Annotated in this window: 26 protein-coding genes; 12 read left to right on the forward strand and 14 right to left on the reverse strand. The window is 67.9% G+C overall.

The features are described from left to right. Positions 1–59 precede the first annotated feature (59 nt). Both M4D77_RS00085 and M4D77_RS00090 read right to left on the reverse strand, forming a co-directional pair. A complete protein-coding gene (locus M4D77_RS00085; protein WP_247451074.1) occupies positions 60–1,382 on the reverse strand; it encodes a class I SAM-dependent methyltransferase in 1,323 nt (440 codons plus the stop codon). Continuing rightward, positions 1,379–2,761, reverse strand: coding sequence for an FAD-binding oxidoreductase (locus tag M4D77_RS00090; protein WP_247452041.1), 1,383 nt, complete (start codon positions 2,759–2,761; stop codon positions 1,379–1,381). Before M4D77_RS00090 ends, M4D77_RS00085 begins: the two co-directional genes overlap by 4 nt. An 82-nt stretch (positions 2,762–2,843) precedes the next feature. Here M4D77_RS00090 and M4D77_RS00095 point away from each other — a divergent pair, with 82 nt between their 5' ends. From M4D77_RS00095 to M4D77_RS00130, 8 genes are all read left to right on the forward strand, one after another. Then, on the forward strand, positions 2,844–3,281 hold the full coding sequence (locus M4D77_RS00095) for an SRPBCC family protein (protein ID WP_058251042.1): 438 nt from the start codon (positions 2,844–2,846) through the stop codon (positions 3,279–3,281). A 124-nt stretch (positions 3,282–3,405) separates the two neighbouring features. Next, positions 3,406–4,299 carry a pseudouridine synthase gene (locus M4D77_RS00100; protein ID WP_203235920.1) on the forward strand — a complete coding sequence of 298 codons (894 nt, stop codon included), beginning with the start codon at positions 3,406–3,408 and terminating at the stop codon, positions 4,297–4,299. Positions 4,300–4,323: 24 nt separating this feature from the next. Continuing rightward, on the forward strand, positions 4,324–4,653 hold the full coding sequence (locus tag M4D77_RS00105; protein WP_058251043.1) for a hypothetical protein: 330 nt from the start codon (positions 4,324–4,326) through the stop codon (positions 4,651–4,653). Continuing rightward, positions 4,631–5,047, forward strand: coding sequence for a YbaB/EbfC family nucleoid-associated protein (locus tag M4D77_RS00110; protein ID WP_004021588.1), 417 nt, complete (start codon positions 4,631–4,633; stop codon positions 5,045–5,047). The genes M4D77_RS00105 and M4D77_RS00110 overlap by 23 nt, the downstream gene beginning before the upstream one ends. A 68-nt stretch (positions 5,048–5,115) precedes the next feature. Further along, entirely contained in the window at positions 5,116–5,727 is a 612-nt protein-coding gene (recR, locus tag M4D77_RS00115; RefSeq protein WP_058251045.1) for a recombination mediator RecR, read from the forward strand. A 44-nt stretch (positions 5,728–5,771) separates the two neighbouring features. Then, positions 5,772–7,403: an alpha/beta fold hydrolase gene (locus tag M4D77_RS00120; RefSeq protein ID WP_259935283.1), complete on the forward strand. Its 1,632-nt coding sequence runs from the start codon at positions 5,772–5,774 to the stop codon at positions 7,401–7,403. 14 nt (positions 7,404–7,417) lie between these two features. After that, positions 7,418–7,960: a uridine kinase gene (locus tag M4D77_RS00125; RefSeq protein ID WP_137808671.1), complete on the forward strand. Its 543-nt coding sequence runs from the start codon at positions 7,418–7,420 to the stop codon at positions 7,958–7,960. Between the two features lie 69 nt (positions 7,961–8,029). Beyond that, positions 8,030–8,752, forward strand: coding sequence for a uracil-DNA glycosylase (locus M4D77_RS00130; RefSeq protein ID WP_247451076.1), 723 nt, complete (start codon positions 8,030–8,032; stop codon positions 8,750–8,752). Positions 8,753–8,832: 80 nt separating this feature from the next. Here M4D77_RS00130 and M4D77_RS00135 read toward each other — a convergent pair whose 3' ends face one another. Both M4D77_RS00135 and M4D77_RS00140 read right to left on the reverse strand, forming a co-directional pair. Then, positions 8,833–9,555, reverse strand: coding sequence for a type 1 glutamine amidotransferase (locus tag M4D77_RS00135; protein ID WP_247451078.1), 723 nt, complete (start codon positions 9,553–9,555; stop codon positions 8,833–8,835). Further along, positions 9,552–10,853 carry a MurT ligase domain-containing protein gene (locus M4D77_RS00140; protein WP_259935284.1) on the reverse strand — a complete coding sequence of 434 codons (1,302 nt, stop codon included), beginning with the start codon at positions 10,851–10,853 and terminating at the stop codon, positions 9,552–9,554. The genes M4D77_RS00135 and M4D77_RS00140 overlap by 4 nt, the downstream gene beginning before the upstream one ends. Before the next feature lie 75 nt (positions 10,854–10,928). Between M4D77_RS00140 and M4D77_RS00145 the strand changes: the two genes are divergently transcribed. Continuing rightward, complete coding sequence (locus M4D77_RS00145; RefSeq protein WP_259935285.1) at positions 10,929–12,011, forward strand: alpha/beta hydrolase; 1,083 nt, start codon at positions 10,929–10,931, stop codon at positions 12,009–12,011. Here M4D77_RS00145 and M4D77_RS00150 read toward each other — a convergent pair. Together M4D77_RS00150 and trxA are read right to left on the reverse strand one after the other, a co-directional pair. Continuing rightward, complete coding sequence (locus M4D77_RS00150) at positions 11,923–12,993, reverse strand: EamA family transporter (RefSeq protein WP_259935286.1); 1,071 nt, start codon at positions 12,991–12,993, stop codon at positions 11,923–11,925. The two genes, M4D77_RS00145 and M4D77_RS00150, sit on opposite strands and share 89 nt — an antisense overlap. Positions 12,994–13,068: 75 nt before the next feature. Further along, entirely contained in the window at positions 13,069–13,431 is a 363-nt protein-coding gene (gene trxA / locus M4D77_RS00155) for a thioredoxin (protein WP_159369906.1), read from the reverse strand. 103 nt (positions 13,432–13,534) lie between these two features. Between trxA and M4D77_RS00160 the strand changes: the two genes are divergently transcribed. Then, a complete protein-coding gene (locus tag M4D77_RS00160; protein WP_259935287.1) occupies positions 13,535–14,416 on the forward strand; it encodes a LysR family transcriptional regulator in 882 nt (293 codons plus the stop codon). Between the two features lie 81 nt (positions 14,417–14,497). Here M4D77_RS00160 and M4D77_RS00165 read toward each other — a convergent pair whose 3' ends face one another. From M4D77_RS00165 to M4D77_RS00190, 6 genes are all read right to left on the reverse strand, one after another. Further along, complete coding sequence (locus M4D77_RS00165; protein WP_058251055.1) at positions 14,498–15,649, reverse strand: acyl-CoA dehydrogenase family protein; 1,152 nt, start codon at positions 15,647–15,649, stop codon at positions 14,498–14,500. A gap of 51 nt (positions 15,650–15,700) precedes the next feature. Then, positions 15,701–16,372: a TetR/AcrR family transcriptional regulator gene (locus tag M4D77_RS00170; RefSeq protein WP_058251056.1), complete on the reverse strand. Its 672-nt coding sequence runs from the start codon at positions 16,370–16,372 to the stop codon at positions 15,701–15,703. Beyond that, a complete protein-coding gene (locus M4D77_RS00175; RefSeq protein WP_068972280.1) occupies positions 16,365–17,558 on the reverse strand; it encodes an acetyl-CoA C-acyltransferase in 1,194 nt (397 codons plus the stop codon). The genes M4D77_RS00170 and M4D77_RS00175 overlap by 8 nt, the downstream gene beginning before the upstream one ends. 176 nt (positions 17,559–17,734) lie before the next feature. After that, a complete protein-coding gene (locus M4D77_RS00180; RefSeq protein ID WP_159369908.1) occupies positions 17,735–18,055 on the reverse strand; it encodes a putative quinol monooxygenase in 321 nt (106 codons plus the stop codon). A 259-nt stretch (positions 18,056–18,314) separates the two neighbouring features. Next, the gene (locus M4D77_RS00185; RefSeq protein ID WP_159369909.1) at positions 18,315–19,349 is read right to left on the reverse strand and encodes an aldo/keto reductase; all 1,035 of its coding nucleotides are present in this window, start codon (positions 19,347–19,349) and stop codon (positions 18,315–18,317) included. A gap of 338 nt (positions 19,350–19,687) precedes the next feature. Beyond that, positions 19,688–20,143: a VOC family protein gene (locus M4D77_RS00190; RefSeq protein WP_165630725.1), complete on the reverse strand. Its 456-nt coding sequence runs from the start codon at positions 20,141–20,143 to the stop codon at positions 19,688–19,690. A gap of 136 nt (positions 20,144–20,279) precedes the next feature. Here M4D77_RS00190 and M4D77_RS00195 point away from each other — a divergent pair, with 136 nt between their 5' ends. Next, positions 20,280–21,284, forward strand: coding sequence for a YafY family protein (locus M4D77_RS00195; protein ID WP_259935288.1), 1,005 nt, complete (start codon positions 20,280–20,282; stop codon positions 21,282–21,284). An 88-nt stretch (positions 21,285–21,372) separates the two neighbouring features. Here the strand turns inward: M4D77_RS00195 and M4D77_RS00200 are convergent, their stop codons facing one another. Together M4D77_RS00200 and leuA are read right to left on the reverse strand one after the other, a co-directional pair. Next, entirely contained in the window at positions 21,373–22,392 is a 1,020-nt protein-coding gene (locus tag M4D77_RS00200) for an LLM class flavin-dependent oxidoreductase (protein WP_159369912.1), read from the reverse strand. A gap of 104 nt (positions 22,393–22,496) precedes the next feature. Continuing rightward, entirely contained in the window at positions 22,497–24,347 is a 1,851-nt protein-coding gene (gene leuA / locus M4D77_RS00205; protein WP_137808662.1) for a 2-isopropylmalate synthase, read from the reverse strand. A gap of 357 nt (positions 24,348–24,704) precedes the next feature. Between leuA and M4D77_RS00210 the strand changes: the two genes are divergently transcribed. Further along, a complete protein-coding gene (locus M4D77_RS00210; protein WP_259935289.1) occupies positions 24,705–26,108 on the forward strand; it encodes an MFS transporter in 1,404 nt (467 codons plus the stop codon). Positions 26,109–26,129 lie beyond the last annotated feature (21 nt).

Here is a 26,129-nt window from a genome sequence, read left to right on the forward strand (position 1 = left end):
TCGACGACGATACGCCGCGTGTCCGATTTCTGAGGGCGGTTTTCAGAGGCGGGTCGGGCTCAGGCGTCCCACCACGGCCGGAGTGGCACCTGGTGGCCGCCGTCCTCGTCGAGTTTGGTGGCGAGCACGTGGTGAAGCTGGATGATGTTGCGGTCGAATCCGATTCGGCAACCGGCCATGTAGAGGCCCCACAGCCGCGCGGTGCCCTCGCCGACCTCGGCCACCGCTTCGTCCCAGTGCTCGACGAGGTTGATGTTCCAGTCGCGCAGCGTCATCGCGTAGTGCTCGCGGAAGTTCTCCTCGTGGATGACCTCCATGCCGCCGATGTCCTGCAGCTTGGAGATGATCTTGCCGGAGCCGGTGAGCTCGCCGTCGGGGAAGACGTAGCGGTCGATGAACGATCCCGCCTTGCTGCGGCTCGCGTTGTCGGGGCGCGTGATGCAGTGGTTCAGCAGCATGCCGCCGGGACGGAGCTTGTCGCGCATGAACCCGAAGTAGGACGGGTAGTTGTGGACACCGATGTGCTCGGTGAGCCCGATGGACGACACCGCGTCGAAGCCGCTCTCGGCGACGTCGCGGTAGTCGCTGTGCCGGACCTCGGCGAACTCGCCGAGCCCTTCGTCGGCGATCGCCTTCTGGGCCCACTGCGCCTGCTCGGCGGACAGCGTCGCCCCGATCGCGTGGACACCACGACGCGCGGCATAGCGGACCATTCCGCCCCAGCCGCAACCGATGTCGAGGAGGCGGTCGCCGGGCTTGAGGCGGAGCTTCTCGAAGATGAGGCGGTACTTGTTCTCCTGCGCGGCTTCCAGCGATGCGTCGCGTTCCGGGTAGACGGCGCAGGTGTACGTCATCGACGGTCCGAGCACCCACTCGTAGAACGTGTTCGAGACGTCGTAGTGGTAGTGGATGACCTCGGCATCACGAGACTTGCTGTGCCGCAGTCCTTCCGCAAATCGACGCCAGCGCGGCACGGCCTCCTGCGGCGGCGGTGCGATCGGCTTGAAGTGATCGATGCCCAGCGACCGCGCGATGTGGGCGAGCGACAGGGGGGAGGGGCGGTGGAACTGCAGGTTGCTGGCCAGTGCCTTCAGCGCGGGGTACGGATCACCGGGGTGCGCGCCGATGAGTTCGAGATCGCCTGCGATGTAGGCGCGCGCGAGTCCGAGATCGCCGGGTGCGGTCACCAGATACGTCGTACCGCGCGGGGTCTTCAGATCGAGGCCGTACTGGGCGTCGACGGGTCCGGCGCTGCTGCCGTCGTAGGCGGTGATCCGGATCGACAGGTTTCCGCCGAGGAGTGTTTCGAAGATCTCGGCGAGGGTCATCTTGCCGGCGTGCGAGTCCACACTCGACGCCGAACTCTCCTTGAACGTGGTCATTGGCGTTTCACCGCTTTCGAGTAGAGGTCCAGCAGACGACCCCGCGGGTCGTACCGCTTCTTGAGGAGCCGATAACTCTCTCCGCCGTAGAGTTCGTCGAACTCCTCCGGCGTGTAGAAACTCTCTGAATACAGCGACTTGTGGCCGTCGAGTTCGGCGACCTTGCGTTCGATGATCTTGTTGGTGTGCCCGGGATCGCCCGGGGTGACCGGCACGGCCGACCAGAAGCCGACGTTGACGTACGTGCGTTGCGGGGCAAGGGGATACAGCGGCCAGGGGCGTACCGGATCGGCGCCGGGGAGGGCGGGCTCGCGAAGCCGGAGGGGGCACAGCCAGATCGGTTCGATGGGAATCTCGGAGAGGAACCACTCGACGTAGTCGGCGGTCCGGTCAATGGGAACCTCGATGTCCTGCACGACGCGTTCACCCGCCGGTAGTCCCTTGCGGGCGTTCAGCCGGTCGCCGATGTCGAACCGCTGGTCGAGCCCGATCAGCTGCCAGTAGAAACTGCTGCGGAGGTACCGCTTCGGCCACCAGCGCCGGATTCGCGGGTTCTGTGCGCCGAAGGCGCGCGAGCACCAGAACCAGTCGGTGTCCCAGCGCCAGAGATAATCGTGGATCGTCAACCGGTCGGTCGTCTTCTGTTGGATGGACCGATAGAAGATGTCCATCCCGGTGTAATCGCTGACCGGTCCGTCCTCGTCGGTCTGCCGGCCCAGCGTCAGATAGGACTCGTTGGCGGAGAACACGACTCCGTCGAGGTAGTCGACCGGTTCGCCGTCGTGCGACTTCGTGGTGACGATCGTGTCCATCGCCGACTGGAGGTCGACGATGCTCGTGAACCGAATATGGCGCAGCGCGACATACGGCTTCACCGGCTCCAGTTCGATGCGTAACCGCACCGAATAGCCGAGCGTGCCATAGGAATTAGGGAAACCGAAGAAGAGGTCGGCGTGTTCGTTGGTCGGCGTCGCGGTCAGGATCTCGCCGTCGCCGGTGAGGATGTCGATCTCGAGAACAGACTCATGGGGCAGTCCGGAGCGGAAGGACGTGCTCTCGATGCCGAGTCCGGTGACCGCGCCGCCGAGGGTGATCGTCTTGAGCTGTGGGACGACCAGCGGTGCGAGACCGTACGGCAGAGTGGCCGCGACGAGGTTCTCGTAGGTGCACATGCCGGCGACGTCGGCGGTGCGCGCCTCGGGATTCACCGAGATGACCCGATCGAGTCCGGAGACGTCCAGTCCCGGATGCGGATTGGCGGCGCGCTTACGAAAGAGGTTGGACGTCTTCTTCGCAAGACGCACGGTTGCCTGCGGCGGGATGGCACGATAGCTGGCCAGGAGGTCGGCAACCCCCTGGTCGAATGCCGCTCCCCCCATCTCGAGCCCGTTGGTCACCCGGTTAGCCTAGGACTTGATCAGTTCGCCCGCCAATCGTTTCGTAACTGAGGAGTGTCCAATCGTGGGTCAGGTTTCCGCATCGCAGTCGCTCGACATCGCCGCCGCCCCGGACGCCGTGGTCGGAGCTCTCGCCGACTATGAGGTCGTGCGGCCGGCCATCCTCCCGGAGCAGTACCGCGACTACAAGGTGATCAGCGGCGGCAAGGGCGACGGCACCGTCGTGCACTGGATTCTGCAGGCGACGTCGAAGCGGCAGCGCGACGTGCAGGCGACCGTCAGCGTCACCCCGGACACCGTCACCGAGCGCGACGCCAACTCGACGATGGTGACCACCTACTCCGTCGCGGCATCGGGCAGCGGTTCGCGCGTCACGACCACTACCACGTGGCAGGGGGCCGGCGGCATCGGTGGGTTCTTCGAGAAGACATTTGCGCCGAAGGGTCTCAACCGGATTCAGGCCGAGGTCCTCGGCAACCTGAAGAAGCGCCTCGAGAGCTGACGGCTCGGCATCTCCGACCGCGGCGCTCGATGACCTGCTCACCCGACAGCGTGCGATGACCGGCGCGGGATCGACCGATCCCGTCCGGCGCCGCCGTGGCCGGGCAAGGCCGTCGCCCTTGCCCATGCGCGACGGCGTCGACGCCACGCGCGTGGTGTTGCGTTCGGGGCCGGAGCTGACCGTCGGTCAGGCGCTGCTGGCCGCGCCCGTGCTGGCGGGGCTGACCGCCGACGATCTGGGTCGACGCGCCGCCGCGGGCGAGATCGTCGATGCCGACGGCCGACCCGCGGATCTGGCCGCGCCGTCGAGCCGCAATGTCTCGCTGTACCTCTACCGCGACCTCGACGACGAGATCGCGGTACCGTTCGACCTGCCGGTGATCCACCGTGACGAGAACATCGTCGTGGTGGACAAACCGCACTTCCTCGCCACGATGCCGCGGGGCCGTCACGTGACCGAGACCGCGCTGGTGCGGCTGCGTCGAGAACTGGGCTCCGACACCGTCTCGCCGGCGCACCGTCTGGACCGCCTCACCGCCGGGGTGCTGCTGTTCACGCTGCGGCCCGAGGTGCGCGCGGCCTACCAGGATCTGTTCGCGTCCCGGACCGCCCGCAAGGAGTACCTCGCGCTCGCCCCGGCCGACGAGGCGCTGGCGTCGACCGTGACCGTGCGGGACCGGATCGAGAAGACGGCGGGCGACCTGCGCGCCCTCGTGGTGGACGGGCCGGTCAACGCCGTCAGCGACATCACGCTGACCGAGGTCCTCGGCGGCCTCGGCGTCTACCGACTGGTGCCGCACACCGGCCGCACTCATCAGCTCCGGTTGCACATGGCGTCGCTCGGGGTGCCCATCGTCGACGACCCGCTCTACCCCGATGTGCGGCCGGGGCTCGCCGCTCTTCCCGATCACGGGGACTTCACCCGTCCGCTGCGGCTGGTGGCCCGGGCGCTGGAGTTCACCGACCCGCTGACCGGCGAGGAGCGCCGCTTCGAGAGTCGGCGACCGGTATCGGGGTAGGGGTCCACGATCTACCCTGGCGCCATGACCATCCGCGCGTCCTACGAACGGCATCCCGACCTGGGCTGCGAGGCCGTGGTCTTCATCGACGACGAGTCGCTGGCCTGTTTCCAGATCCAGCGCGATCTGGTCGGCGGGCCGCGCGCCGACGAATACTGCGTCACCACGGGAGCCAGTGCGCCCGTCTACGGCGGGATCACGCAGTGGCGTCGCATCGACGACCGATTCGAGTTCGCGCTCACCGCGCGCGCCGGTCGGCTGTTCGGCGACGAGGTCCTGTCCTTCGAGGTGGCCGCCGTCGAGGAGTCGACCGTCGACGACATCGCCGCGCATGTCGATCGGTTGCTGCGCTGACGCTGCGACTACCCTGGGCCGGGTGACGCAACCATTCGATCCCAGCGCGTTGTTCGGCGGCGGTCAGGGCGGGGAGAACCCGATGGCCGGACTGCTGGCCCAGGCGCAGCAGATGCAGGAGAAGCTCCTGTCGGCGCAGAACGAGATCGCGGCGGCGGAGGTGGTCGGCAGTGCGGGCAACGGGCTCGTCACCGTGACCGGCAACGGCACCGGTGAGGTGACCGCCGTGTCGATCGACCCTAAGGTCGTCGATCCTGACGACGTGGAGACCCTGCAGGACCTGTTGCTCGGTGCGTTGGCCGACCTGTCGGAGAAGCGCGAACAGCTCGCCAGCGAGAAGATGGGCCCGCTCGCCGGTGGTCTCGGCGGCGGCCTCCCCGGATTGGGCGGCTGAGTACGCCCACCCCGCGTACGACGCCGAACGACGAGTAGGAATCCCGGACACCGTGGACGCAGATCAGCATGTATGAGGGACCGATCCAGGACCTGATCGACGAGCTGGCCAAACAGCCGGGCCTCGGTCCGAAGGGCGCCCAGCGCATCGCGTTCCACCTGCTGGCCGGGGAGAAGTCCGACATCGATCGCCTCGTCGCCGCGCTGGGACGGGTCCGCGACGACGTCGTCTTCTGCGCGGAGTGCGGGAACGTCTCGGCCAATCGGCTGTGCCGGATCTGTTCGGACGCCCGCCGCGACGCCAGCAAGATCTGTGTCGTCGAGGAGCCGAAAGACGTGCACGCGATCGAACGGACCAAGGAGTTCACCGGGCGCTACCACGTACTCGGTGGTGCTCTCGACCCGTTGTCCGGGATAGGCCCGGACCAGTTGCGTATCCGTGAACTGCTGCGTCGGCTGGCCAATCAGGAAGACGGCGTCGACGTCTCCGAGGTGATTGTCGCGACCGACCCGAACACCGAGGGCGAGGCGACCGCGACCTACCTCCAGCGCATGCTGAAGGACTTTCCCGGCCTGTCGGTCACCCGGCTCGCGTCGGGGCTGCCGATGGGCGGCGACCTCGAGTTCGCCGACGAACTCACCTTGGGTCGTGCACTGTCGGGTCGTCGCATCCTGGCGTGAGGTCGGTGGCCGTCGTACCCGGCAAACCGGACGGCTAGGGTCATGTGGTGATCTCGCGTACTGGGTGGCGTCGTCGTGTCCGGGGTGTTGCAGCAGGCCTGACGGTGGTGGTCGCGGGCGGCCTGGTGGGTGCCGTACAAGGCGTGCAGCCGCCCGAAGCATCCGCTGCGCCGGCGCTCGATTGGCAGGCATGCCCCGCGGTGCACGGCGTACCGGCGACGGTCCGGTGCGCGACGGTCGAAGTTCCGCTCGACCACTCCGAGCCGAACGGCGAGACCATCGAGATCGGCGTGAGCCGTATGCAGGCGCGCGACCAATCCCGGCGTCGCGGTGTCGTGATGGGCAACCCGGGCGGCCCGGGCGGCGACGGCATCGCGATGTTCAGTCAGCTGCGCCCGCCGGCGGCCATGCTCGACGAATGGGATCTGGTGGCCGTGCAGCCGCGTGGTCTGGTGTCGGGCACACCGCTGCGCTGCGATCCGATCACCGGCGACGAGCCCGAACTGATGACGGCGCTGGGCAAGCTGTATCGCGATCGCTGCGAGGCGCGTACGCCGGGCCTCGGGGCGACGCTCACCACCGAGAACACCGCCCGCGACATGGAGGTCGTCCGGCGGCTGCTCGGCGAACCGAAGGTCAGCCTCTACGGCATCTCGTACGGCACCCTGCTGATGTCGACGTACGCGACACTGTTCCCGCAGCGCGTCGACCGGATGGTCCTCGACTCCGGCTTCGACCCGAGCGTGGTGTGGAACAGCCTTCTCTCCGTGCAGACACCCGGCTACAAGGCGCGGGTGCACGAGATGATGGCGTGGATCGCGCGCCACGACCGGATCTATCATCTCGGCACGACGCCACTCGCCGTGTACCGGAAGTGGAGCGACCGGGTCAGTGCCGAGGCCGGTGTGCCGCCATCGCTGCTGGCACCTCCCGCGCAGGTCGGGGACGTGCCGCCAGGCCTGCGGGCGGTCGCGCAGCAGTACATCGCGGGAACCGATCTGACCGCCGACGCGCGTGCCAGGTTCGAGAACCTGGTGTTCACCTTGCTCCGGCCCGGGTCGCTCCAGCTGACGTCGCAGCTACTGGTGCTCACCCGCGCGCTCGCGCCTGATCGCAACTCCTGGCCGACAGTGGCGCTGATGACCGCGAACCCCGGCCGGAAGCTGCCCACCCCGGGCCCCGCCGCGATCGAGGCCGCCCAGGTCTCGCAGGACATGCAGGCCGCGGTGCTGTGCAACGAGAACCAGGTCCCCGCCCAACCGTCGCTCGGCTTCCAGGCGTTCGTCGCGAACTACGTGACCGGGGATCCTTTCGAAGCGCCAGGTCTCGCCTACGAGTCCGGCCTCGCGTGTGCCGGAGCGCCGGCGCTCGCGCGGCCGGTCGAGATCCGCAACCGCGGGCTGGCGGTGGCGCCCCTGCAGATCCAGAGCGTCGGCGACCCGCAGACCCCGTATCGCGGGTCGCTGAAGATGCGTGAACTCATGCGCAGCCACCTCATCACGGTCGGTGGTGGCGACCACGCGCAGCTCGGTCGCGCCAACAAGCCGCTCGACGACGCCATCGTCGAGTACCTCCGCGACGGCCGGACCTCGGTGCAGCGTGTCCCCGAAGCACCGATCACGGCTCCGCTCACCCGGTTGCCCTCGGCGTTCGCGTCCGGGGCGGCCGGTCGGTGACCCATCCTGATCTGGTGAACCTGCAGACCCGCGCCCGTGTGACCGAACTGGCCGCTCGCCTCGACGCCGGGATCGTCGCGATCGACGGACCGTCCGGAGCGGGCAAGTCGACGATCGCCGATCTCCTGGTCGCGGACCTGCGCGCTCGGGGAGTCGGGGTGACTCTGGTCCGCACCGACGACTTCGCGACGTGGGACGATCCCGTCGCGTGGTGGCCGGAGCTGGAAACCGATGTGCTGCACCCGTTCACCCGACGACGCGACTACCGGTACCGGCCCCGCGTGTGGCAGAACGGCGTCCCGGCCCCCGGGCCCCGCGTGTGGATCGAGTGGCAGCCGCTGCTGATCATCGAAGGGGTGTCCTCGGCGCGGCGCCGGATCGCCGACCGCCTGTCCCACGCGCTGTGGCTCGACGGCGGGACCCCGGGCGAACGGCTCGAGCGGACGGTCGCCCGCGACGGCGAGGACGCGCGAGGTCATCTTCAGGCGTGGCAGGAGTTCGAGCGCGGCTGGTTCGGCGTGGATCGCACGCGAGAACGGTGCGTCGTACTGGACTGAGCGGTCTCGGACTGACGGTCCCGTCGGCCGGCCGGGATGCCGAGCGGACGCCGCGGTTAGTGTCGAGGGATGGCCACCCGACGACGCTTTTGTGATCTGGCGGAGCTCGACGCGCAGCTGATCGAGTGCCGTGCATGCCCGCGCCTCGTCGAATGGCGGGAGTTGGTCGCGCAGGAGAAGCGACGCGCGTACGCCGACGAAAAGTACTGGGGGAGGCCGGTGGCCGGTATCGGTCCGGCGGATGCGCGACTGCTGATCGTCGGCCTCGCCCCCGCGGCGCACGGTGGGAATCGGACCGGGCGCATGTTCACGGGTGACCGCAGCGGCGATGTCCTGTTCTCGGCGCTGTACCTCGCCGGCCTTGCGAGCCAGCCGCATTCGGTCGCGATCGGCGACGGGCTGGAACTCTTCGACACACGGATCACCGCGCCCGTGCACTGCGCCCCACCGCAGAACAAGCCGACGGTCGCCGAACGCGACACCTGTTCGTACTGGTTGCACGCCGAACTGGAACTGCTCGCGCCGACGGTCCGCTCGGTGGTCACGCTGGGCGGATTCGGTTGGCAGTCAACGCTTCGCACCTTCGCGAAACTCGGCTGGACGGTGCCGAAGCCGATGCCGAAATTCGGCCACGGTGTCTCCACGACCCTCGTCCGCGACGGTACCGAACTCGAGGTGTTCGGCTGCTACCACGTGAGCCAGCAGAACACCTTCACCGGACGGCTGACGGTCGAGATGGTCGTCGACGTGCTCACCGCCGCGGCACGGTCGGCGGGGATCGAGAGCGGGTGAGGCCCTTCGAGGCTCGTCGCTATCGCTCCTCGCACCTCAGGGAGCGGAGGGGTGCGTCGCCATCAGTGCGGTCCAAGTCCCTACCGACGCCGGCCGGCGGTGAGCCGCTCCCGGCGGAGCCGGTCTACCTCGGGAAGGTCAAGCGGTGCAAGCGTTTCGACGCCGAGCGCGGTGGCCAGGAGGTGATCGGCGAGTTCGGGGTTGCGGGCCAGTGCCGGACCGTGCATGTAGGTGCCGATGACGCTGCCCTGGACGACGCCCTCGGTGCCGTCGCCGACGCCGTTGCCCACGCCGTGCCGTACCCGACCCAGTGGGGCCGCGTCGGACCCGAGAGTCGTTCCGCCGCGGTGGTTCTCGAAACCGGTGAGGGACTGTGACAGTCCTGGGAGGGTCGGATCGACGAGCAATTCGCCGATACTCCGCTCCGCCTGGGGCGCCGTCGTGAGATCGAACAGGGAGATGCCGTCGACGCGTTCGCCCGCCGATGTCTCGTACCAGTGGCCGAGCACCTGGATGGCGGCGCAGATGGCCAGCACCGGCCGTCCGGCCGCCGCCGCCTGCTGCAGACCCGGGTAGCGCGTGAGGTGCCGGGTGGCGAGCCGCTGCGCGTAATCCTCGGCGCCACCGAGGGTGTAGACGTCGAGCGAGTCGGGGACCGGATCGTCGAGGGTGATGTGGATGACCTCGGCGTCGATGCCACGCATCAGTGCGCGGCGCTTCAGGACGAGGGCGTTCCCACCGTCCCCGTAGGTACCCATGACGTCGGGCAGGACGAGGCCGATCCGCAGGGTCGATTCGCTCACTGCTCCGCCTTCCGTGATCGTGCTGCGCGTTCCAGGGCGGTGCCGAGATCGCGGAACGCCGTGTAGTTCGCCAGGACCTCGACGCGTCCCGGCGGGCAGGATGCGATGGCGGCCATTGGGTCCGGGATGGTGGTGTGTTCGGCGCCCGCGTAGAGCAGCCGGACCGACAGGTCGGCGGCGCGCTCGCCGGCCGCGACGACCTGCATGGTCTCGAACGCCTCGAAGCGCACGTCCCACAACCAGGACAGGTCCTCGCCGTCGGGCACCTGGCCGTTGACCGCGATCACCAGCCCGTCGGCGTCCTGGTCGATCATCGACATCGCTTCTTGCCACCCGGCCGGGTTCTTCGCGAGAAGTGTTCGGACCGAGTGGTTTCCGACCTGGTGGATGCCGTACCGGCCGGCGACCTCGCCGACGGTGCCGACGGCGGCCACCGCGTTGCGCGGGTCGGCGCCCATCGCGACGGCCGCGGCCACCGCCTGCGTCGCGTTGCCGCGGTTGGCCCTGCCGGGCACCGCGAGCTCCAGGGGAGCGCTGAAACCGTCGGGGCCGTAGATGTTCTCGTCGTCGAACCACCAGTCGGGGGTGGGGCGGCGGAAGTTGTCGTCGCCGGTCGACCGCCACCCCTCCTCGGAACGGACGATCGGCTCGCCGGTACGGGGGCAGCTGACGGAATCGCCGACCCAGCTCGCGCCGGCGGCGACCCAGACCACGTCCGGGGCGTCGAAGGCGGCCGACGTCACCAGGACGTCGTCGCAGTTGGCGATCACCGTGGTCTCGGGATGACGTGCGATGCCTTCACGCAGCCGACGCTCGATCATGTTGATCTCCCCGACTCGGTCGAGCTGATCCCGGGAGAGGTTGAGCATCACGAGGACCTCGGGGTCGACGGCGTCGCTGACGTGCGGGACGTGCAGTTCGTCGACCTCGAGCGCGCAGAACGGCGCCGTCCGGCTCAGGGTCAGCGTCGCGATGATGCCGGCGTCCATGTTGGCGCCGTCGGCCTGGGTGGCGACCTCGCCGAGTTCGGCCATCGCGGCCGCGGTCATCCGTGTGGTCGTCGACTTTCCGTTGGTGCCGGTGACGATCGCGGTGCGTTTGCCCGCGGCGAGCCGACCCATGATCTGGGGGTCGATCTTCGCGGCGACCAGACCGCCGATCATCGACCCCTTGCCCCGTCCCGCGGTGCGCGACGCCCACCGGGCCGCGGCCGCAGCACCCAGGGCGATGGCGGTACGGGCGGGAACACGGGTGTTCGTACGGGTTGCGGAACCGGCGGAAGAGAGTCGGTCGGGCATGCGCACGAGTGTGTCACAGGCCGATCCGACGGGAGTGGTCGTGCCGTGCGCCGACGCCGCGTAGGCTCGGCGGCTGTGAGTCGCGACACCCATCTGCGCCTGTCCCTGCCCGCCCGAGTGCAACGCGGACTGTTGCTCGGCGTCGCACGAATCCCGGCCGGAGCGTTGGCCGTTCTGGGGCGACGGGCACCGGTCAACTCCGACGGTGAGCGGGTCGCCCCCGAGCTTGCCGCGATCGGCTGGGCCAATGACAACGTGCCCGGGCTGAATCCCTTCCAGGGCGAGGTGGCGCAGTCGCGTGCGCAGACCGACGAGGTCGGCGCGGCCATGGCCGAGGCGCTGCCGCCCATGGCGGTGGAAGAGGACCTCGTCATCGACGGACCCGCCGGCCCGATCCCGGCCACCCGGTATCGCTCCACCACCGACTCGGCCGGGCTGCTTGTCTACTTCCACGGCGGCGGCTTCGTCACCGGCAGCCGGATCAGCCACGACACCTTCGTCCGGCGTCTGGCACATGGCACCGGCCTCGACGTGCTCTCCGTCGACTACCGGTTGGCCCCCGACGCCCCGTTCCCCGCGGCCGTCGAGGACGCGGTGGCGGCGTGGCGCTTCGCTGTCGAGGTGGCGCCGCGGTGGGGTCTCGATCCGGCGCGGATCGTCGTCGCCGGTGACAGCGCGGGCGGAAATCTCGCGACCGTCGTCGCCCGGGAGGTCCGTGGCGAAGCGGTCACCCCGGCTTTCCAGCTGCTCATCTACCCGGTGACCGACCAGGCCGCCGACACACCCTCGCGCCGGGAGTTCGCGTCGGGGTACTTCCTCACCGCCGACGGCATCGACTGGTTCACCGATCGCTACCTGCCCGACGCCGCGCAGCGGAGCGACCCGCGCTGCTCGCCACTGCTTGCCGACGATCTCAGCGGTCTCCCGCCCGCGCATGTCATGGTCGCCGGCTTCGACCCGCTGCGTGACGAGGGCCTCGCGTACGCGCGCAGGCTCGAGGAGGCCGGCGTGCCGGTCACGGTCCGGCGAGAGGGCGCGATGATCCACGGGTTCGTCAACATGACCTTGATCAGTCCGGGGGCCCGGGCCGCGGTCGACCGTCTGTGCGCGGTGGTGCGCGAGGCCCTTCCGTCGGCCGGGTCCAGCTCAGCCGCCTGAGCGCACCGGTGTTCCGGGCGCCCTCCCGAGCGCCCGTCACCGCCGACACGGAATCGGCCGGCGTCTGCGTGGCACCTGGAACGGTCGGGCGCCTACGGGTTCGCGGCCGGGCCATCACCCCGGCAGCGCACCCCGCGACGACGATGACCGCACCGACGATCTCCCCGACGCTGGGGACTTCGCCGAGAACGAAGAATGCTGCCGAGATCCCAACCACGGGCACGAGCAGCGACATCGGCGAGACCCGGCTCGCGTCGTTGCGTCCCAGAAGGGTGGTCCACAGACCCGCACCGATGACGGTGCCGAAGATCGCGAGGTAGGCGAGTCCGCCCAGCGCACGCAGTCCGCTCTCGGTACCGAGCGTGGCGAGCGCGTCGAAGCCGGCGGACGGTCCCTCGACGATGAGGCTCACCGCATACAGCGGCAGAGTGGCGACGACGGCCATCCACAACGTCATCCGCAAGGAGTCGTCGGGACGGGCGAGTCTGCCCCCGATGTTGCCCGCTGCCCAGCTCAGACCACCGAGCACGGTGAGACCGATCGGGAGCAGAGCGGCCACGCCGAGGTCGCTGCCGCGCATCCGGTCGATCGCGATGACCGCCATGCCGAGGACCGCGACCGCCAGGCCGAGGATCTGTCCGGTCGTCATCCGTTCGCGGAGGAACAGCACGCCGAGCATGACCGTGAAGGGCGCCGAGGTCTGGAGGACCAGCGAGGCGAGCCCGGTCGGCATGCCCAGATCCATGGCCAGGAACAGCATGATGAACTGCACGCTGCCGAAGCCGGCGACGTACAGCAGGAACCACTTCAGGCGCACCTTCGGGAACCGCACGAACAACATGACCGGTATCGCCATCACCGCGAATCGCATCGCGGCGAGGAAGAACGGCGGGAAGTGGTCCAGCCCGACTCGGATCGCGATGAAGTTCAGTCCCCAGAGCAGGACGACGAACAACGCGAGGAGGCGATCACGAGTGGACATGGCCCCATCGTCGGCGTGGACGATGTGAAGGACAATCGAATTTAACCGGAATAACTATTCAGTTTTCCTGAACAGTTATCCCTGTGCCGCGGCGACCTTCGCCCGCACGTCATCCATGTCGAGCCCCTCGACGGCGCCGATCAGTTCCTCGAGCTGAGCCGCAGGTAGTGCACCGGGCTGGTTGAAGACCAGGATCCCGTCCCGGAATGCCATGAGCGTCGGGATGGAACGGATTCCGAGACTGCCGGCGAGCTGCTGCTCGGCCTCGGTGTCGATCTTGCCGAACACGATGTCGGAGTGTGCTTCGGAGGCCTTCTCGAAGACGGGCGCGAACTGCCGGCACGGGCCGCACCAGCCGGCCCAGAAGTCGAGGAGGACGATGCCGTCCGAGGCGATGGTGTCCTCGAAGGTTTCCAGGGTGATGTCTTGTGATGCCATGCCCCCACCAACGGATCGGACCGCTCGGACATTCCACCCCGAGGGTCATGCCGTGACCCACGGCACCGCCTGACGACGACGTGGGCCTGAGTACCGTTGTCGCATGGAAGTCCGGCGTCTGCGGCTGCTGCGGGAATTCGCCGACCGGGAGTCGATCGGCGCGGTCGCCGAGGCGATGCACATGACCCCGTCGGCGGTGTCGCAACAGCTGAAGGTCCTGGCAGAGGAGGCCGGTGTCGCGTTGTTCGAACCCGATGGCCGCCGAATCCGATTGACCGAGGCGGGGCGTGCGCTCGTACTGCGCGCCGATGACGTGATCGCGGCGGTGGATCGGGCGCAGGAGGAGATGTCGTCGTATCGGTCGGGCAAGACCCGGGTCCGCCTGGCGATGTTCCCGTCCGGTGCGACCCTGCTGCTGCCGGCGGTCCTGGAGCGGGCCACCGCATCGGGCATCGACGTACACGCGGTCCACCTCGACGTCGGATACCACGACGCGGCACCGGCTCTCGCCGATCACGACGTCGTGGTCACCCACCGCGACGAACGGACCCCGGCGATCAACATCCCGCGGGTCCGCGTCACCGAGTTGATGCGTGAACCCGTCGACGTGATCGTCGCCGCCGGCAGCGAACTCGCCGTGCGCGACCAGGTCGCGGTCGCCGAACTCGCCGACCACGACTGGATCAGCGTCGAGGGCGGCTTCCCGGTCGACGATGTGCTGCAATCGATCTCGGCGGCGACCGGGGTGGCGCCCCGGGTGACACAGCGGATGCTGGACTTCACCACCATCGAGGCGCTCGTGGCCCACGGCCACGGCATCGCGCTGATGCCGCGCTTCGCGGTCCGCCATCCGAAGGTGAAACGGCTGGTGCTCAAGGGAGTTCGTGCCGCACGGGTGTACGAGGCGCTCGCCCGTCCGCGTTCGCGGTCCGCCGTGCAGCAGGTCGTCGACCATCTGCGCGCGGTCGGGGTCGACCAGGGCTGACCCCCGGTACCCACCGGCGCGGGTCCGCAGACACCGACAGCCCGGGGTGGGGACCCCGGGCTGTCGGTGAGTGCGACGATCTCAGACGCCGAGGCTCTTGCCGACGATGTCCTTCATGATCTCGGTGGTGCCACCGAAGATCGTCTGGATACGAGCGTCGGTGTAGGCGCGGGCAACCCGGTACTCGTTCATGTAGCCGTAGCCGCCGTGCAGCTGGAGGCAGCTGTCGATGACCCGCTTGGCGAGCTCGGTACACCACCACTTGTTCTTCGAGGCGTCGACGGCGTTCAGTTCACCATCGAGTACGCCCTGCAGGCAGCGGTCGATGTAGACCTCGGCGATGTCGAGCTCGGTCGCCATCTCGGCGAGACTGAAGCGGTTCGCCTGGAAGGTGCCGATCGGACGACCGAAGGCCTTGCGGTCCTTGGTGTACTGCAGGGTCTCGTCGAAGATCGCACGTGCACCGGCGATGGCGCCGATGCCGATCGACAGCCGCTCCGACGGCAGGTTCTGCATGAGGTGGTAGAAGCCCATGCCCTCCTGGCCGAGCAGGTTCTCGACCGGGACGCGCACGTCGTTGAAGTGCAGCTCGGCGGTGTCCTGGGCCTTGAGGCCCATCTTGTCGAGCTTGCGACCGCGCTCGAAGCCCTCCATGCCGCGCTCGACGACGAGCAGCGAGAACGCCTTGTGGCCCGCCTCGGGATCGGGGTTGGTCCGGCAGACCACGACCACGAGGTCGGAGTTGATGCCCGACGAGATGAACGTCTTGTTGCCGTTCAGGACATAGTGATCGCCCTCGAGCTTGGCCGAGGTCTTGATGCCCGCCAGGTCGGAGCCCGCGCCCGGCTCGGTCATCGCGACGGCGAGGATCGTCTCGCCGGTGGCGATCCCGGGCATCCAGCGCTTCTTCTGCTCGTCGTTGGCGAGATGCACGAAGTACGGTGCGACGACGTCGTTCTGCAGGCTGAGGCCGGGTGCCGCGCCGTCGAACTTCGCGAACTCCTCGACCACCACGGCGTTGAACCGGAAGTCGTCCATGGCACCGCCGCCGCCGTACTCCTCGGGGATGTTGAATCCGAGAAGACCTGCGTCACCGGCCTTCTTGAATGCGATGCGATCGACCTGACCGGCTCGCGTCCACTCCTCGGTGTACGGGGCGCATTCGCGCTGCAGGAACTGCCGCGCGGTTTCCCGCAGGGCCTCGTGCTCGTCTTCGAAGATGGTGCGTTTCATGGCTTCTGCCTTTCTGCTCTACTCGATCGTCGTTCAGGAGTTGTCGGTCGGTCAGTTGTCGTTCTGGTCGGCGTCGCGCGCGCCGACGACGCGCAGTGAGAGCAGCGCATACGACGCCGCGACCTCGGCCGGTGTCCGGGCACCCGAGGGGCGGTACCAGGTGGTGATCGCCTGGCATGCGCCGAACAGGTAGCGCAGCACGTCTTTCACGTCGTCGTCGAAGTGGAACTCACCGGATTCGACGCCACGCTCGATGACACTGGCGAGCAGCTCCTCGGTCTCGGTCCGCATCGCGACGTAGGTCTCCCGTCGCGGATCCTCGACGTCGAGGTGGCGGAACTCGCTTGCCACGCTGGCGAGTTCGACGTCGTTGGTCATGTGCAGGACGATCGACTCGATCGCGTTGGACAGCTGCTCGCTCGGCGTCCGTCCGGACTCGATGGCCGCACCCACCCACGCGAGCACAGCGGTCATCGCCGCCTCGAGCAGTTCGACCAGGATCCCCAGCTTGTTGTCGTGGTGGTAGTACAGCGTCGGCAGCGACACCCCCGCTCGCGAGGCGATGTCGCGGATCGAGGTGCCGTGGTAACCGCGTTCATAGAACGCGTGTTTCGCCGCGACGAGAGTGGCCGGCAGCGGAACCTGTTCGCGCAGCCGCCAGTCCAGACCGTCGGTCTCGATCGTGAATTTCCGGGCGGGAACCGCCCGGGCCGGCTCAGACACGTTCGATGATGGTGGCGTTGGCCATGCCCGCGCCCTCGCACATGGTCTGCAGGCCGTACCGGCCACCGGTCGCCTCGAGATGGTTGACGAGCGTGCCCAGCAGGCGGGTGCCCGACGATCCGAGCGCGTGGCCCAGCGCGATCGCGCCGCCCCGCGGGTTCAGCTTGGCCGGGTCGGCGCCGAACTCGTGGGCCCAGGCCAGGGGCACGGAGGCGAAGGCTTCGTTGACCTCGTAGGCGTCGATGTCGTCGATGGACAGTCCCGAGCGCGCGAGGATCTTGTGCGTGGCCGGGATGGGAGCGGTCAGCATGAAGATCGGATCGTCGCCGGCGACCGAGAACGAGTGGAACCGTGCGCGGGGGGTCAGGCCCAGCTTCGAGGCCATGACGTCGCTCATGATCAGTGCGCCCGACGCGCCGTCGGTCAGCGGCGACGAGTTACCGGGGGTGATGTGCCAGTTGATCTCCGGGAAGCGAGCCGCGAAGTCCTCGCTGTAGAACGACGGCTTCAGGCCCGACAAGCCCTCGGGAGTGGTGGTCGCGCGCACCGTCTCGTCGGTCTTGTGCGTGAACGTCGTGCCGTCGGCGTCAGCGACGTCGATGGGCAGGATCTCGCGATCGAAGAAGCCCTCGCCGGCCGCCGCGGCGGCACGCTGGTGGGACTGCGCGGCGAAGGCGTCGAGCGTGTCGCGGTCGAACTTCCACTTGGCGGCGACCAGTTCAGCGGAGATGCCCTGTCCGACAAGTCCATCCGGGTACCGTGCTTCGATGCTCGGGCCGTAGGGGCTGCGCCCGGCGGTGGTGAAGCCCATCGGGACGCGACTCATCGATTCCACGCCGGCGGCGATCACCACGTCGTAGGCGCCGGCGATGATGCCCTGCGCGGCGAAGTGGGCGGCCTGCTGGCTCGATCCGCACTGCCGGTCGACGGTGGTGGCGGGTACGGATTCGGGGAAGCCGGCGGACAGCAGCGCGGTCCGCGAGATGTTCAGGGCCTGCTCGCCGGCCTGACCGACGCAGCCGCCGATCACGTCGTCGACGAGTGCCGGATCGAGGTCGTTGCGCTCGACCAGGGAGCGCAGCACATGCGCGAGGAGCTCGACGGGCTTGGTCTCCGACAGCGAGCCACCGGGCTTGCCCTTTCCGGACGCGAGGCGGACGACGTCGACGATGACGGCTTCGGGCATGAGGGTTCCTCTCGGGAGCGGGTCACGGCGCAGCGCACCGCTTCGCGCGGCGTACTTTATCTAACGATCGTTATACCGGTCTAGCACGCGCCCGGCAGGGGAATCAACAACACTGGCCGCGGAAATGCGCGAAGCCCCCACCCGACAGGTCGGATGGGGGCAGATGTCGCGGTGGGTCAGATGGTGCCTTTGTCCGGCTGACCTGCAGGAACGGCGGTGAAGGTCCGGACGTCCAGCGGTCCGGAAAGCAGGCCCCCGATCGCCTTGCCGAGCGCGGTGAGCGCCGGAGCGGAGCCGTGCGTCGCCAGGGCCTCCGTGGATTCCCAGCGCTCGATCATCACCAGGTCGGTCGAGTCGCCGGTGGCCTCGTGCAACGCGTACTTCCCGCATCCCGGCTCGCCGTGGACTTCGGGGATCGCGGCGAGCAGGGCCTCCCGCACGGCCTGTTCCTCGCCGGGTTTGGGGGAGATGGTGGCGACGACGATGACTTCCGACATGAGAGTTCTCCGTTCGCGGTGGGGCTTGGTGTGTGTCTCGACTACTCGTCGGGATGTCCCTCGGGCATCGGACACCCCGGTGACGTTAGGTCAGCGAGTCGTCGCGATGTGGCGGTTTCGGCACCCCGCGCAGAAACGAGGCCGAATTCCGCCAACGGACGACCTCGTCTGCGACCGGATCCGTCGGCATCGTCCTGTCAGCGTTGCGACTGATGGTTTCCGATGCAACGCGCGGACTTCGGCGTCCAGTTCGCCGACATCAGGCCGATGATCGGTCGGCGGCGGCGCGACGCCGCTGCGAGGCGACCGTCAAAGACGAAGGGGTGTATCCGATGTCGGTGCATCCGATGTTGGTTCCCGGCGTGGCGATCTCGTCAATACGGTCCAGCACCTCGTCGGTGAGTACCGTATCTGCGGCGGCCAACAGATCGTCGAGTTGCTCGGTGGTCCGTGGGCCGATGATGGCCGCGGTGACGGCCGGGTGCGTGGTGACGAAACTCAGCGCCATGTGGGTCATCGAGATCCCGGCGGACGCGGCGACATCCGCTAGTTTCTCCACCGCGGCGTACTTGTCCGGATCGGTCATGTGCCGCGGCCCCCACTGAGCCCGGCTCGGCGAGTCGGCCCCGTTCTGACCATCGCGGTACTTCCCGGTGAGCAGGCCCCACGCCAAGGGACTCCAGGTGATCACCCCCATTCCGTAACGCTCGCAGACCGGGAGGACGTCCCGTTCGATCTCGCGAGAGAGGATGGAGTAGCTCGGCTGCTCGGTCCGGAGTCGCACGAGGCCGCGTCGTTCGCTGGCCCACTGGGCTTCGACGATGTCGGAGGCAAGGAAGCTCGATGAGCCGACGGCGCGAACCTTGCCGCTGGTGACCAAGTCGGAGAGCGCCGACAGAGTTTCTTCCAGGTCCGTCGCCGGGTCGAAGTGGTGAATCTGGTAGAGATCGATGTGGTCGACCTGCAGCCTGCGCAATGACTCCTCGACGGCAGTGATGATCCACCGCCGCGAAGCTCCTCGCCTGTTCGGATCCTCTCCCATCTGGCCGCTGAATTTTGTTGCGAGGACGACGTCGTCGCGCCGGCCTTTGAGGGCTTTGCCGACGATGGTCTCGGTCTCGGAGTAGCCGTACACGTCAGCGGTATCGACAAAGTTGATGCCCGCGTCGAGTGCGCGACGGATGATGCGGTGACAGTCGTCGGGATCTGCGTTGCCTGCGGGGCCGAACATCATTGTGCCGAGGCAATAGCGGCTGACGTGAATGCCGGTCCGGCCGAGGCTTCCTGTTTTCACGGAATTCTCCCGTTCCTTGGTGTTCGCTGGTTCGTGTCACTGCCACACGGCGAGGATGCTGCTCGCCACGACGGTGCAGACGACAAAGTAGGCGCGTTGATGAAGGTGTAGAGAGCGGCCGCGGGATATTCGGATCGATGGCGACAGTGAGGGTCTGCGCGACCAGGTAGCCGATAGCTTCCGAAGACGATCCGTTGCCGAACGCGTCAATGGCTCCTTTGCGTGAATGTGGTGTGGAGTGTGGCTGGCGCCGCGAGGCGGGCGGTGAGCCCGCCCGCTTCGCGGCCGGCTCGAACGACTGTCCAGTCGGCCGGGCGGAGGTCTGACCAGGGGCCGGATCAGGAGGTGGTGACGCCCACGCTCCAGGTGACGCCGAAGCGGTCGGTGAGCATGCCGAAGCCGGCGCTCCACTCGGACGCCGCCAGCGGCTCGACGATGGTGGCGCTGTCGCCGAGCTTGTCCCAATAGACCTGCGCCTCATCGAGGGTGTCTGCGTTGATCGAGACGAACAACGCCTGATCGGTCAGAGTGGTGTTGTTCTCTCGGCGTGTCGAAGTGCCGCCAATGACGGTGCCGCCCTGCTCGCCGGGGATGTCGTAACCCATGATGCGGAACCCGTTCTCGGCGACCACAAGCCCGAAGACCACCTTGTCGGCTCCCGGGAGTTCCTGCGGCAACCCGAATTCGCCGTAGGTGTTGATGACGCTGTGTCCGCCGAAGACAGACTGGTAGAAGTCGAGCGCCGCGCGGGCGTCTCCACGAAAGTTCAGATGCGTGGTGGTCTGGATGCTCATTCGTGCTCCTCGTGTTGGTTCCCGCCATCGGTGGCAGTGGTTACTCAGGCCCGGGGCGGTTCCGGTGGCCCGGTGAAACCACAGTCCCAACCGTGTAGGACGGGATCAGTCCTAGACTCGGCATAGGGTTCGAACTGTGACGACGACGACAACGCGACTTCTGACTCTTCTCTCGCTGCTACAGACTCGGCGCGAATGGTCGGGCTCGTTGCTCGCCGAGAGACTGGGTATCAGCGACCGGACCGTCCGGCGCGACATCGATCGACTTCGCGAGATGGGGTACTCGATCCAGGCAAGCATGGGCCCCGACGGCGGCTACCGCCTCGTACCGGGAGAAGACCTTCCCCCACTGCTGTTCGATGACGACCAGACCATCGCTGTCGCCGTGGCCCTGCACAACGCGTCTACCTCCGGCGCAGGGATCGAGGAGGGAGCCACCCGCGCCCTCGCGACAATCCGCCAAGTCCTGCCGTCACGTCTCCGGCACCGGTTGGACGCCCTCGATGTCACCGCGATCAGCGATCTCCCCGGCACCAGCACACCGATGGACGTGTCACCCGACACCCTTGTCACGCTCACCAACACGATCCGCGCGCAGGAGGTGCTCCGCTTCGACTACCTGCCCCGCGGCGCCCTGCCAGTAGACGACTCAACGACACCACCGAGGCGCGTCGAGCCCCATCACATCGCCACCTCGTACGGGCGCTGGTACCTCCTCGGGTGGGACCTCGACCGCGCCGACTGGCGACTGTTCAGCGTCGACCGAGTCCTGCCACGCGCACCGACGGGTCCTCGCTTCACCCCGCGCGAGGTCCCCGGCGGCAACGTCCACGAGTTCGTTTCCGCACGCTTCAAAGGGCAAGACGTCAATGAGTGGCCGTGTCGAGGCACTGTCATCCTCGACCTGCCGGCCCGGGACGTCCTTCCCTTCGCCGGAGACGGAGCGGTTCGTGTCATCGCCGAGAACAGGTGCAGTTTGGAGATCGGATCCTGGTCGTGGGGGGCGCTGGCCGCCTCGTTCGGTCGTTTCGAAACGGCCATGGAAGTCGTCGAGCCTCCCGAACTCATCGCTGCGTTCGCCACCCTCGCCGAGCGGTATCACTTGACGGCTCAGACCGGCACCGCTCCGCCCGCCAATTGAGTACCGGGGGTGAGCCGATGACCAAATTGATGCCTGTGCCGATCTGATCGGAGGGTTCTGGTGTCAGCCGCCGGTGAGCACCTGGTGGTCAACGCCAGCCGAGAGCGGGTGCGACGTGGGTCAGGATCGACTCGAGCACGTGGGCGTTGTACTCCACGCCGAGCTGATTCGGCACCGTCAGCAGCAGTGTGTCGGCCGCGGCGATCGCCTCGTCCTCACGCAACTGCTCGATGAGCTTGTCCGGCTCGTCGGCGTAGCTGCGTCCGAATCGGGCCACACTGTTGTCGATGACACCGACCTGATCCGATTCAGCACCACCACGTCCGAAGTAGGCGCGGTCGCGGTCGTCGACAATGGCGAAGATGCTGCGGCTCACCGACACTCGCGGTTCGCGCGGATGTCCGGCATCGGCCCAGGCCTTGCGGAACCGCTGGATCTGCTCGGCCTGCAACTGGTGGAAGGGTACCCCCGTGTCCTCGGTGAGCAGCGTCGAACTCATCAGGTTCATACCCTGCTCAGCGGTCCATTCCGCGGTGGCGCGGGAGCCGGCGCCCCACCAGATCCGGTCGCGGAGACCGGGCGCCTGCGGCTCGATCGGCAGCAGACCCGGGGGATTCGGGAACATCGGGCGCGGGTTCGGCGTGGCGAATCCGCCGCCTTCGATCACCTTCAGGAACACCTCGGTGTGCTGGCGCGCCATGTCGGCGTCGGTCGACCCCTCGGGCGGGACGTACCCGAAGTACTTGTAGCCGTCGATGACCTGCTCGGGGGACCCACGACTGATCCCGAGCTGCAGCCGGCCGCCGGAGATGAGATCCGCGGCGCCGGCGTCCTCGGCCATGTACAGCGGGTTCTCGTAGCGCATGTCGATGACCCCGGTGCCGATCTCGATGCGACTGGTCTTCGCGCCGATCGCGGCGAGCAACGGGAACGGCGATGCGAGTTGCCGTGCGAAGTGATGGACGCGGAAGTACGCACCGTCGGCGCCGAGCTCCTCGGCGGCCACCGCGAGGTCGATGGACTGCAGCAGCGTGTCCGCGCCGGACCGCACCTGGGACCCGTGGGCGTCCGACCAGTGACCGAACGACAGGAAACCGATGTTCTTCATGCCCTCTAAATGAAACTCTGGTCCGTTTTGTTCCCGTCAGAACGATTCCGTCCCGCCGATCGGCGCGATCGACGGGACGGAATCGGGTCTTCGAAGGGGGAGGGTCAGGGCGCCCAGGTGCCCGGGGCGGCCTCGCCGTCGGCGACCGGAACCGAGGTGACCCGGTAAGCGCGGTTCACCGCCGAGACGACCGCGCGCAGGCTGGCGGTGGTGATCGACGACGCGATGCCGACACCCCAGACCGTCTCGCCGTTGACCTCGGTCTCCACGTACGCCGCGGCGCTGGCGTCGCCGCCCGCGGTCAGAGCGTGCTCGCTGTAGTCGAGGACGCGGACGTCGTAGCCCACGGCGCCCAGCGCGTCGACGAAGGCAGCCAGCGGACCGTTGCCCGAACCGGAGATCTCGCGCTCGTTCCCCTCGACCTTGACCACCGCGGTGATGTGGTCGTCGCCACCGTCGACCTCGGCGGCGTCGACCTTCTGGCGCATCCGCTCCAGCGGCCACACCGGGTGAAGGTAGTTCTCCGCGAAGACATCCCACATCTCCTTGGGATTGACCTCACCGCCCTCGCCGTCGGTGATCTTCTGGATCTCGCGACTGAACTCGATCTGCAGGCGCCGCGGCAGGTTCATGCCGTGGTCGGCCTTCATGATGTAGGCGACGCCGCCCTTGCCGGACTGGCTGTTGACGCGGATGACCGCTTCGTAGTTGCGGCCGACGTCCTTGGGGTCGATCGGCAGATACGGTACGGCCCAGGTGATGTCGTCGACGTCGGAGTCGGCGTTGTCGGCGTCGACCTTCATCTGGTCGAGGCCCTTGTTGATCGCGTCCTGGTGGCTGCCCGAGAACGCGGTGTAGACCAGGTCGCCGCCGTAGGGATGACGCTCGGGGACGTTGAGCTGGTTGCAGTACTCGACCGTCCGGCGGATCTCGTCGATGTCGGAGAAGCTGATCTGCGGGTCGACGCCGCGGCTGAACATGTTCATGCCGAGGGTGACCAGACAGACGTTGCCGGTGCGCTCGCCGTTGCCGAACAGGCAGCCCTCGATACGGTCGGCGCCCGCCTGGTAGCCGAGTTCGGCTGCGGCGACGGCGGTTCCGCGGTCGTTGTGGGGGTGCAGGCTCAGGATGACCGAGTCGCGCCGGGCGAGATTGCGGTGCATCCACTCGATCGAGTCGGCGTAGACGTTGGGAGTGGCCATCTCGACGGTCGCCGGCAGATTGATGATCATCGGGCGCTCCGGGGTGGGGGCAATGATCTCGGTGACCGCGTCGCACACCTCCTTGGCGAAGCTCAGCTCGGTGCCCGTGTAGGACTCCGGCGAGTACTCGTACCGCCAGTTGGTGTCCGGGTAGTTCTGCTGTACCTCGAGGACCTTGTGTGCGGCGTCGGTCGCGATCTTGGTGATCGCCGCCTTGTCCGCGCGGAACACGACTCGACGCTGCAGGACCGACGTCGAGTTGTAGAAGTGGACGATCACGTTGGCCGCGCCGCGGCAGGCGTCGAAGGTGCGCTCGATCAGTTCGTCACGACACTGGGTCAGCACCTGGATCGTCACGTCGTCGGGGATGGCGCCGTCTTCGATGATCTCGCGGACGAAGTCGTAATCGGTCTGGCTGGCCGACGGGAAGCCGACCTCGATCTCCTTGTAACCCATCCGTACGAGGAGGTCGAACATGCGGCGCTTGCGTGCCGGGCTCATGGGGTCGATGAGTGCCTGGTTGCCGTCGCGGAGGTCGACCGCGCACCACATCGGGGCGGTGGTGATGACCTTGTCGGGCCAAGTGCGGTCGGGAACCGCCACTTTCTCGACCTCGTCGGCGAACTGTCGATAACGATGAACCGGCATCGCGGAGCTGCGCTGCGGGTTCCATGAGGGTTGTCCGGCGGGAATCGGGCCCGCGGGCTCGACGATTCGGCTGGCGCCGGAAGTGAAGCTGTCTGCTGGTGCCATGGTGGTCATTCTCCGTGTGTGGAAGGAAAGTGACCGGCGCGTCATGAGGCCCCGCGACGGAGGGCCGGTCGGTTCAGACCCCGCCGCGGCAACCGAGGAGGAGTGCGCGCTGCATGCGCTCGACTGTACTCCCCGGCGACGAGGTGGCCAAAGCTGCAGGTGAGGCCGGGTCATGACGTCCCCCTCTTCGGGGGGTGCCGCCTCACCGACACGGGCTCCAGACTATGACATGCCTCTCACCGCGCAGCCGGAGTGACCCAAATCATCCGAGCGGCGGACAGGGGCACCCGGACCGATGATGCCCGGGATCTCGAGCCGCCACCCCGACGCGGCCGTCTGCAGAAAGGGCTAACGCCAGTGACGACCATCCCCGCCGAACCGCCGGTGACCGAACCGCCGGAGGGTAAACGCACGAGCCTTCGACGCGTGGCCGCCGCGAGTTCCATCGGCACGACGATCGAGTTCTACGACTTCTTCATCTACGGCACCGCCGCCGCCCTGGTGTTCCCGACCGTGTTCTTCCCGGCCGCCGACGAGGTCACCGGGACCATCGCGTCCTTTGCCACCTTCGCCGTGGCCTTCTTCGCGCGGCCGGTCGGCGCGATGCTCTTCGGTCACTTCGGCGACCGGATCGGCCGTAAACGCACCCTGGTGTGGACCCTGCTCATCATGGGATTGGCGACGGTCGCGATCGGTCTTCTCCCCGGTTACGAGACCGGCGTGTTCGGCTTCGCCGAATCCGGGATCGGCATCGCGGCGCCCATCCTCCTCGTCTTCCTGCGGTTCCTGCAGGGCTTCGCCGTCGGCGGCGAATGGGCGGGCGCAACGCTTCTCACCGCCGAGTACGCCCCACCGGGCAAGCGGGGGCTGTACGCGATGTTCCCGCAACTCGGCCCGGCCTTCGCGTTCTTCCTGTCGAGCCTGACGTTCCTCATCGCGAGCCTGACGCTCGGCGAGACCAGTTCGGCCTTCCTCGACTACGGCTGGCGCATCCCGTTCATCCTGTCCTTCGCGCTCGTCGCCGTCGGGCTGTGGGTGCGGCTCGCGGTCGCGGAGACGCCGGTGTTCCGAGAAGCCCAGCAGCGCAGGGCAATCGACGGTCCCGTGGTCGACGGTCCGGCACTGCCGTTCCTCGACGCCTTCCGCCACCAGTGGCGCGAGATCCTCATCGCCGGCGGCGCGCTGGCGAGCCTGTTCTCGCTGTTCTACATGGGCACGGCGTTCCTCACGAACTACGGCACCAAGTCACTGGAGCTGTCCCGGACCTTCGTGCTGACCGCGGGGATGGGCGCGGCCGTGGTGTTCGGACTGTCCACCGCGGCGTCGGCGGTGTGGTCGGACCGCGTGGGTCGTCGCCGGGTCATCCTCACCTCGTGCAGCGTCGCGATCCCCTGGGCGCTGGTGCTGTTCCCGATCCTGGAGATCGGCGGCGGCTTCGCGTTCGTGGTCGGACTCTTCGGGACGCTGCTGATCTTCGGCATCGCCTACGGTCCGGCCGGTGCGCTTCTGCCCGAACTGTTCGAGGCGCGGTACCGCTACACCGGTGCGGGGATGGGTTACAACCTGGCCGGCATCCTCGGTGGGGCGATCCCGCCGCTGATCGCCGCCCCGCTGATCGCGGGTCCCGGTGCGATCTGGGTGGGTGTCCTGCTCGCCGGTCTGTCGGCACTCAGCGTCGTGTGCACGATCAAGATCGTCGAGACCAAGGACAAGACGATGCGGGCGTCGGTCACCGACGACGAGCAGGTGCCGGTCGCGTAAACGACTGTACCGCAATCAAAT

Source organism: Gordonia sp. p3-SID1431 (genome assembly GCF_025143765.1).
In the GTDB taxonomy this organism is placed as follows: Bacteria; Actinomycetota; Actinomycetes; order Mycobacteriales; family Mycobacteriaceae; genus Gordonia; species Gordonia hongkongensis.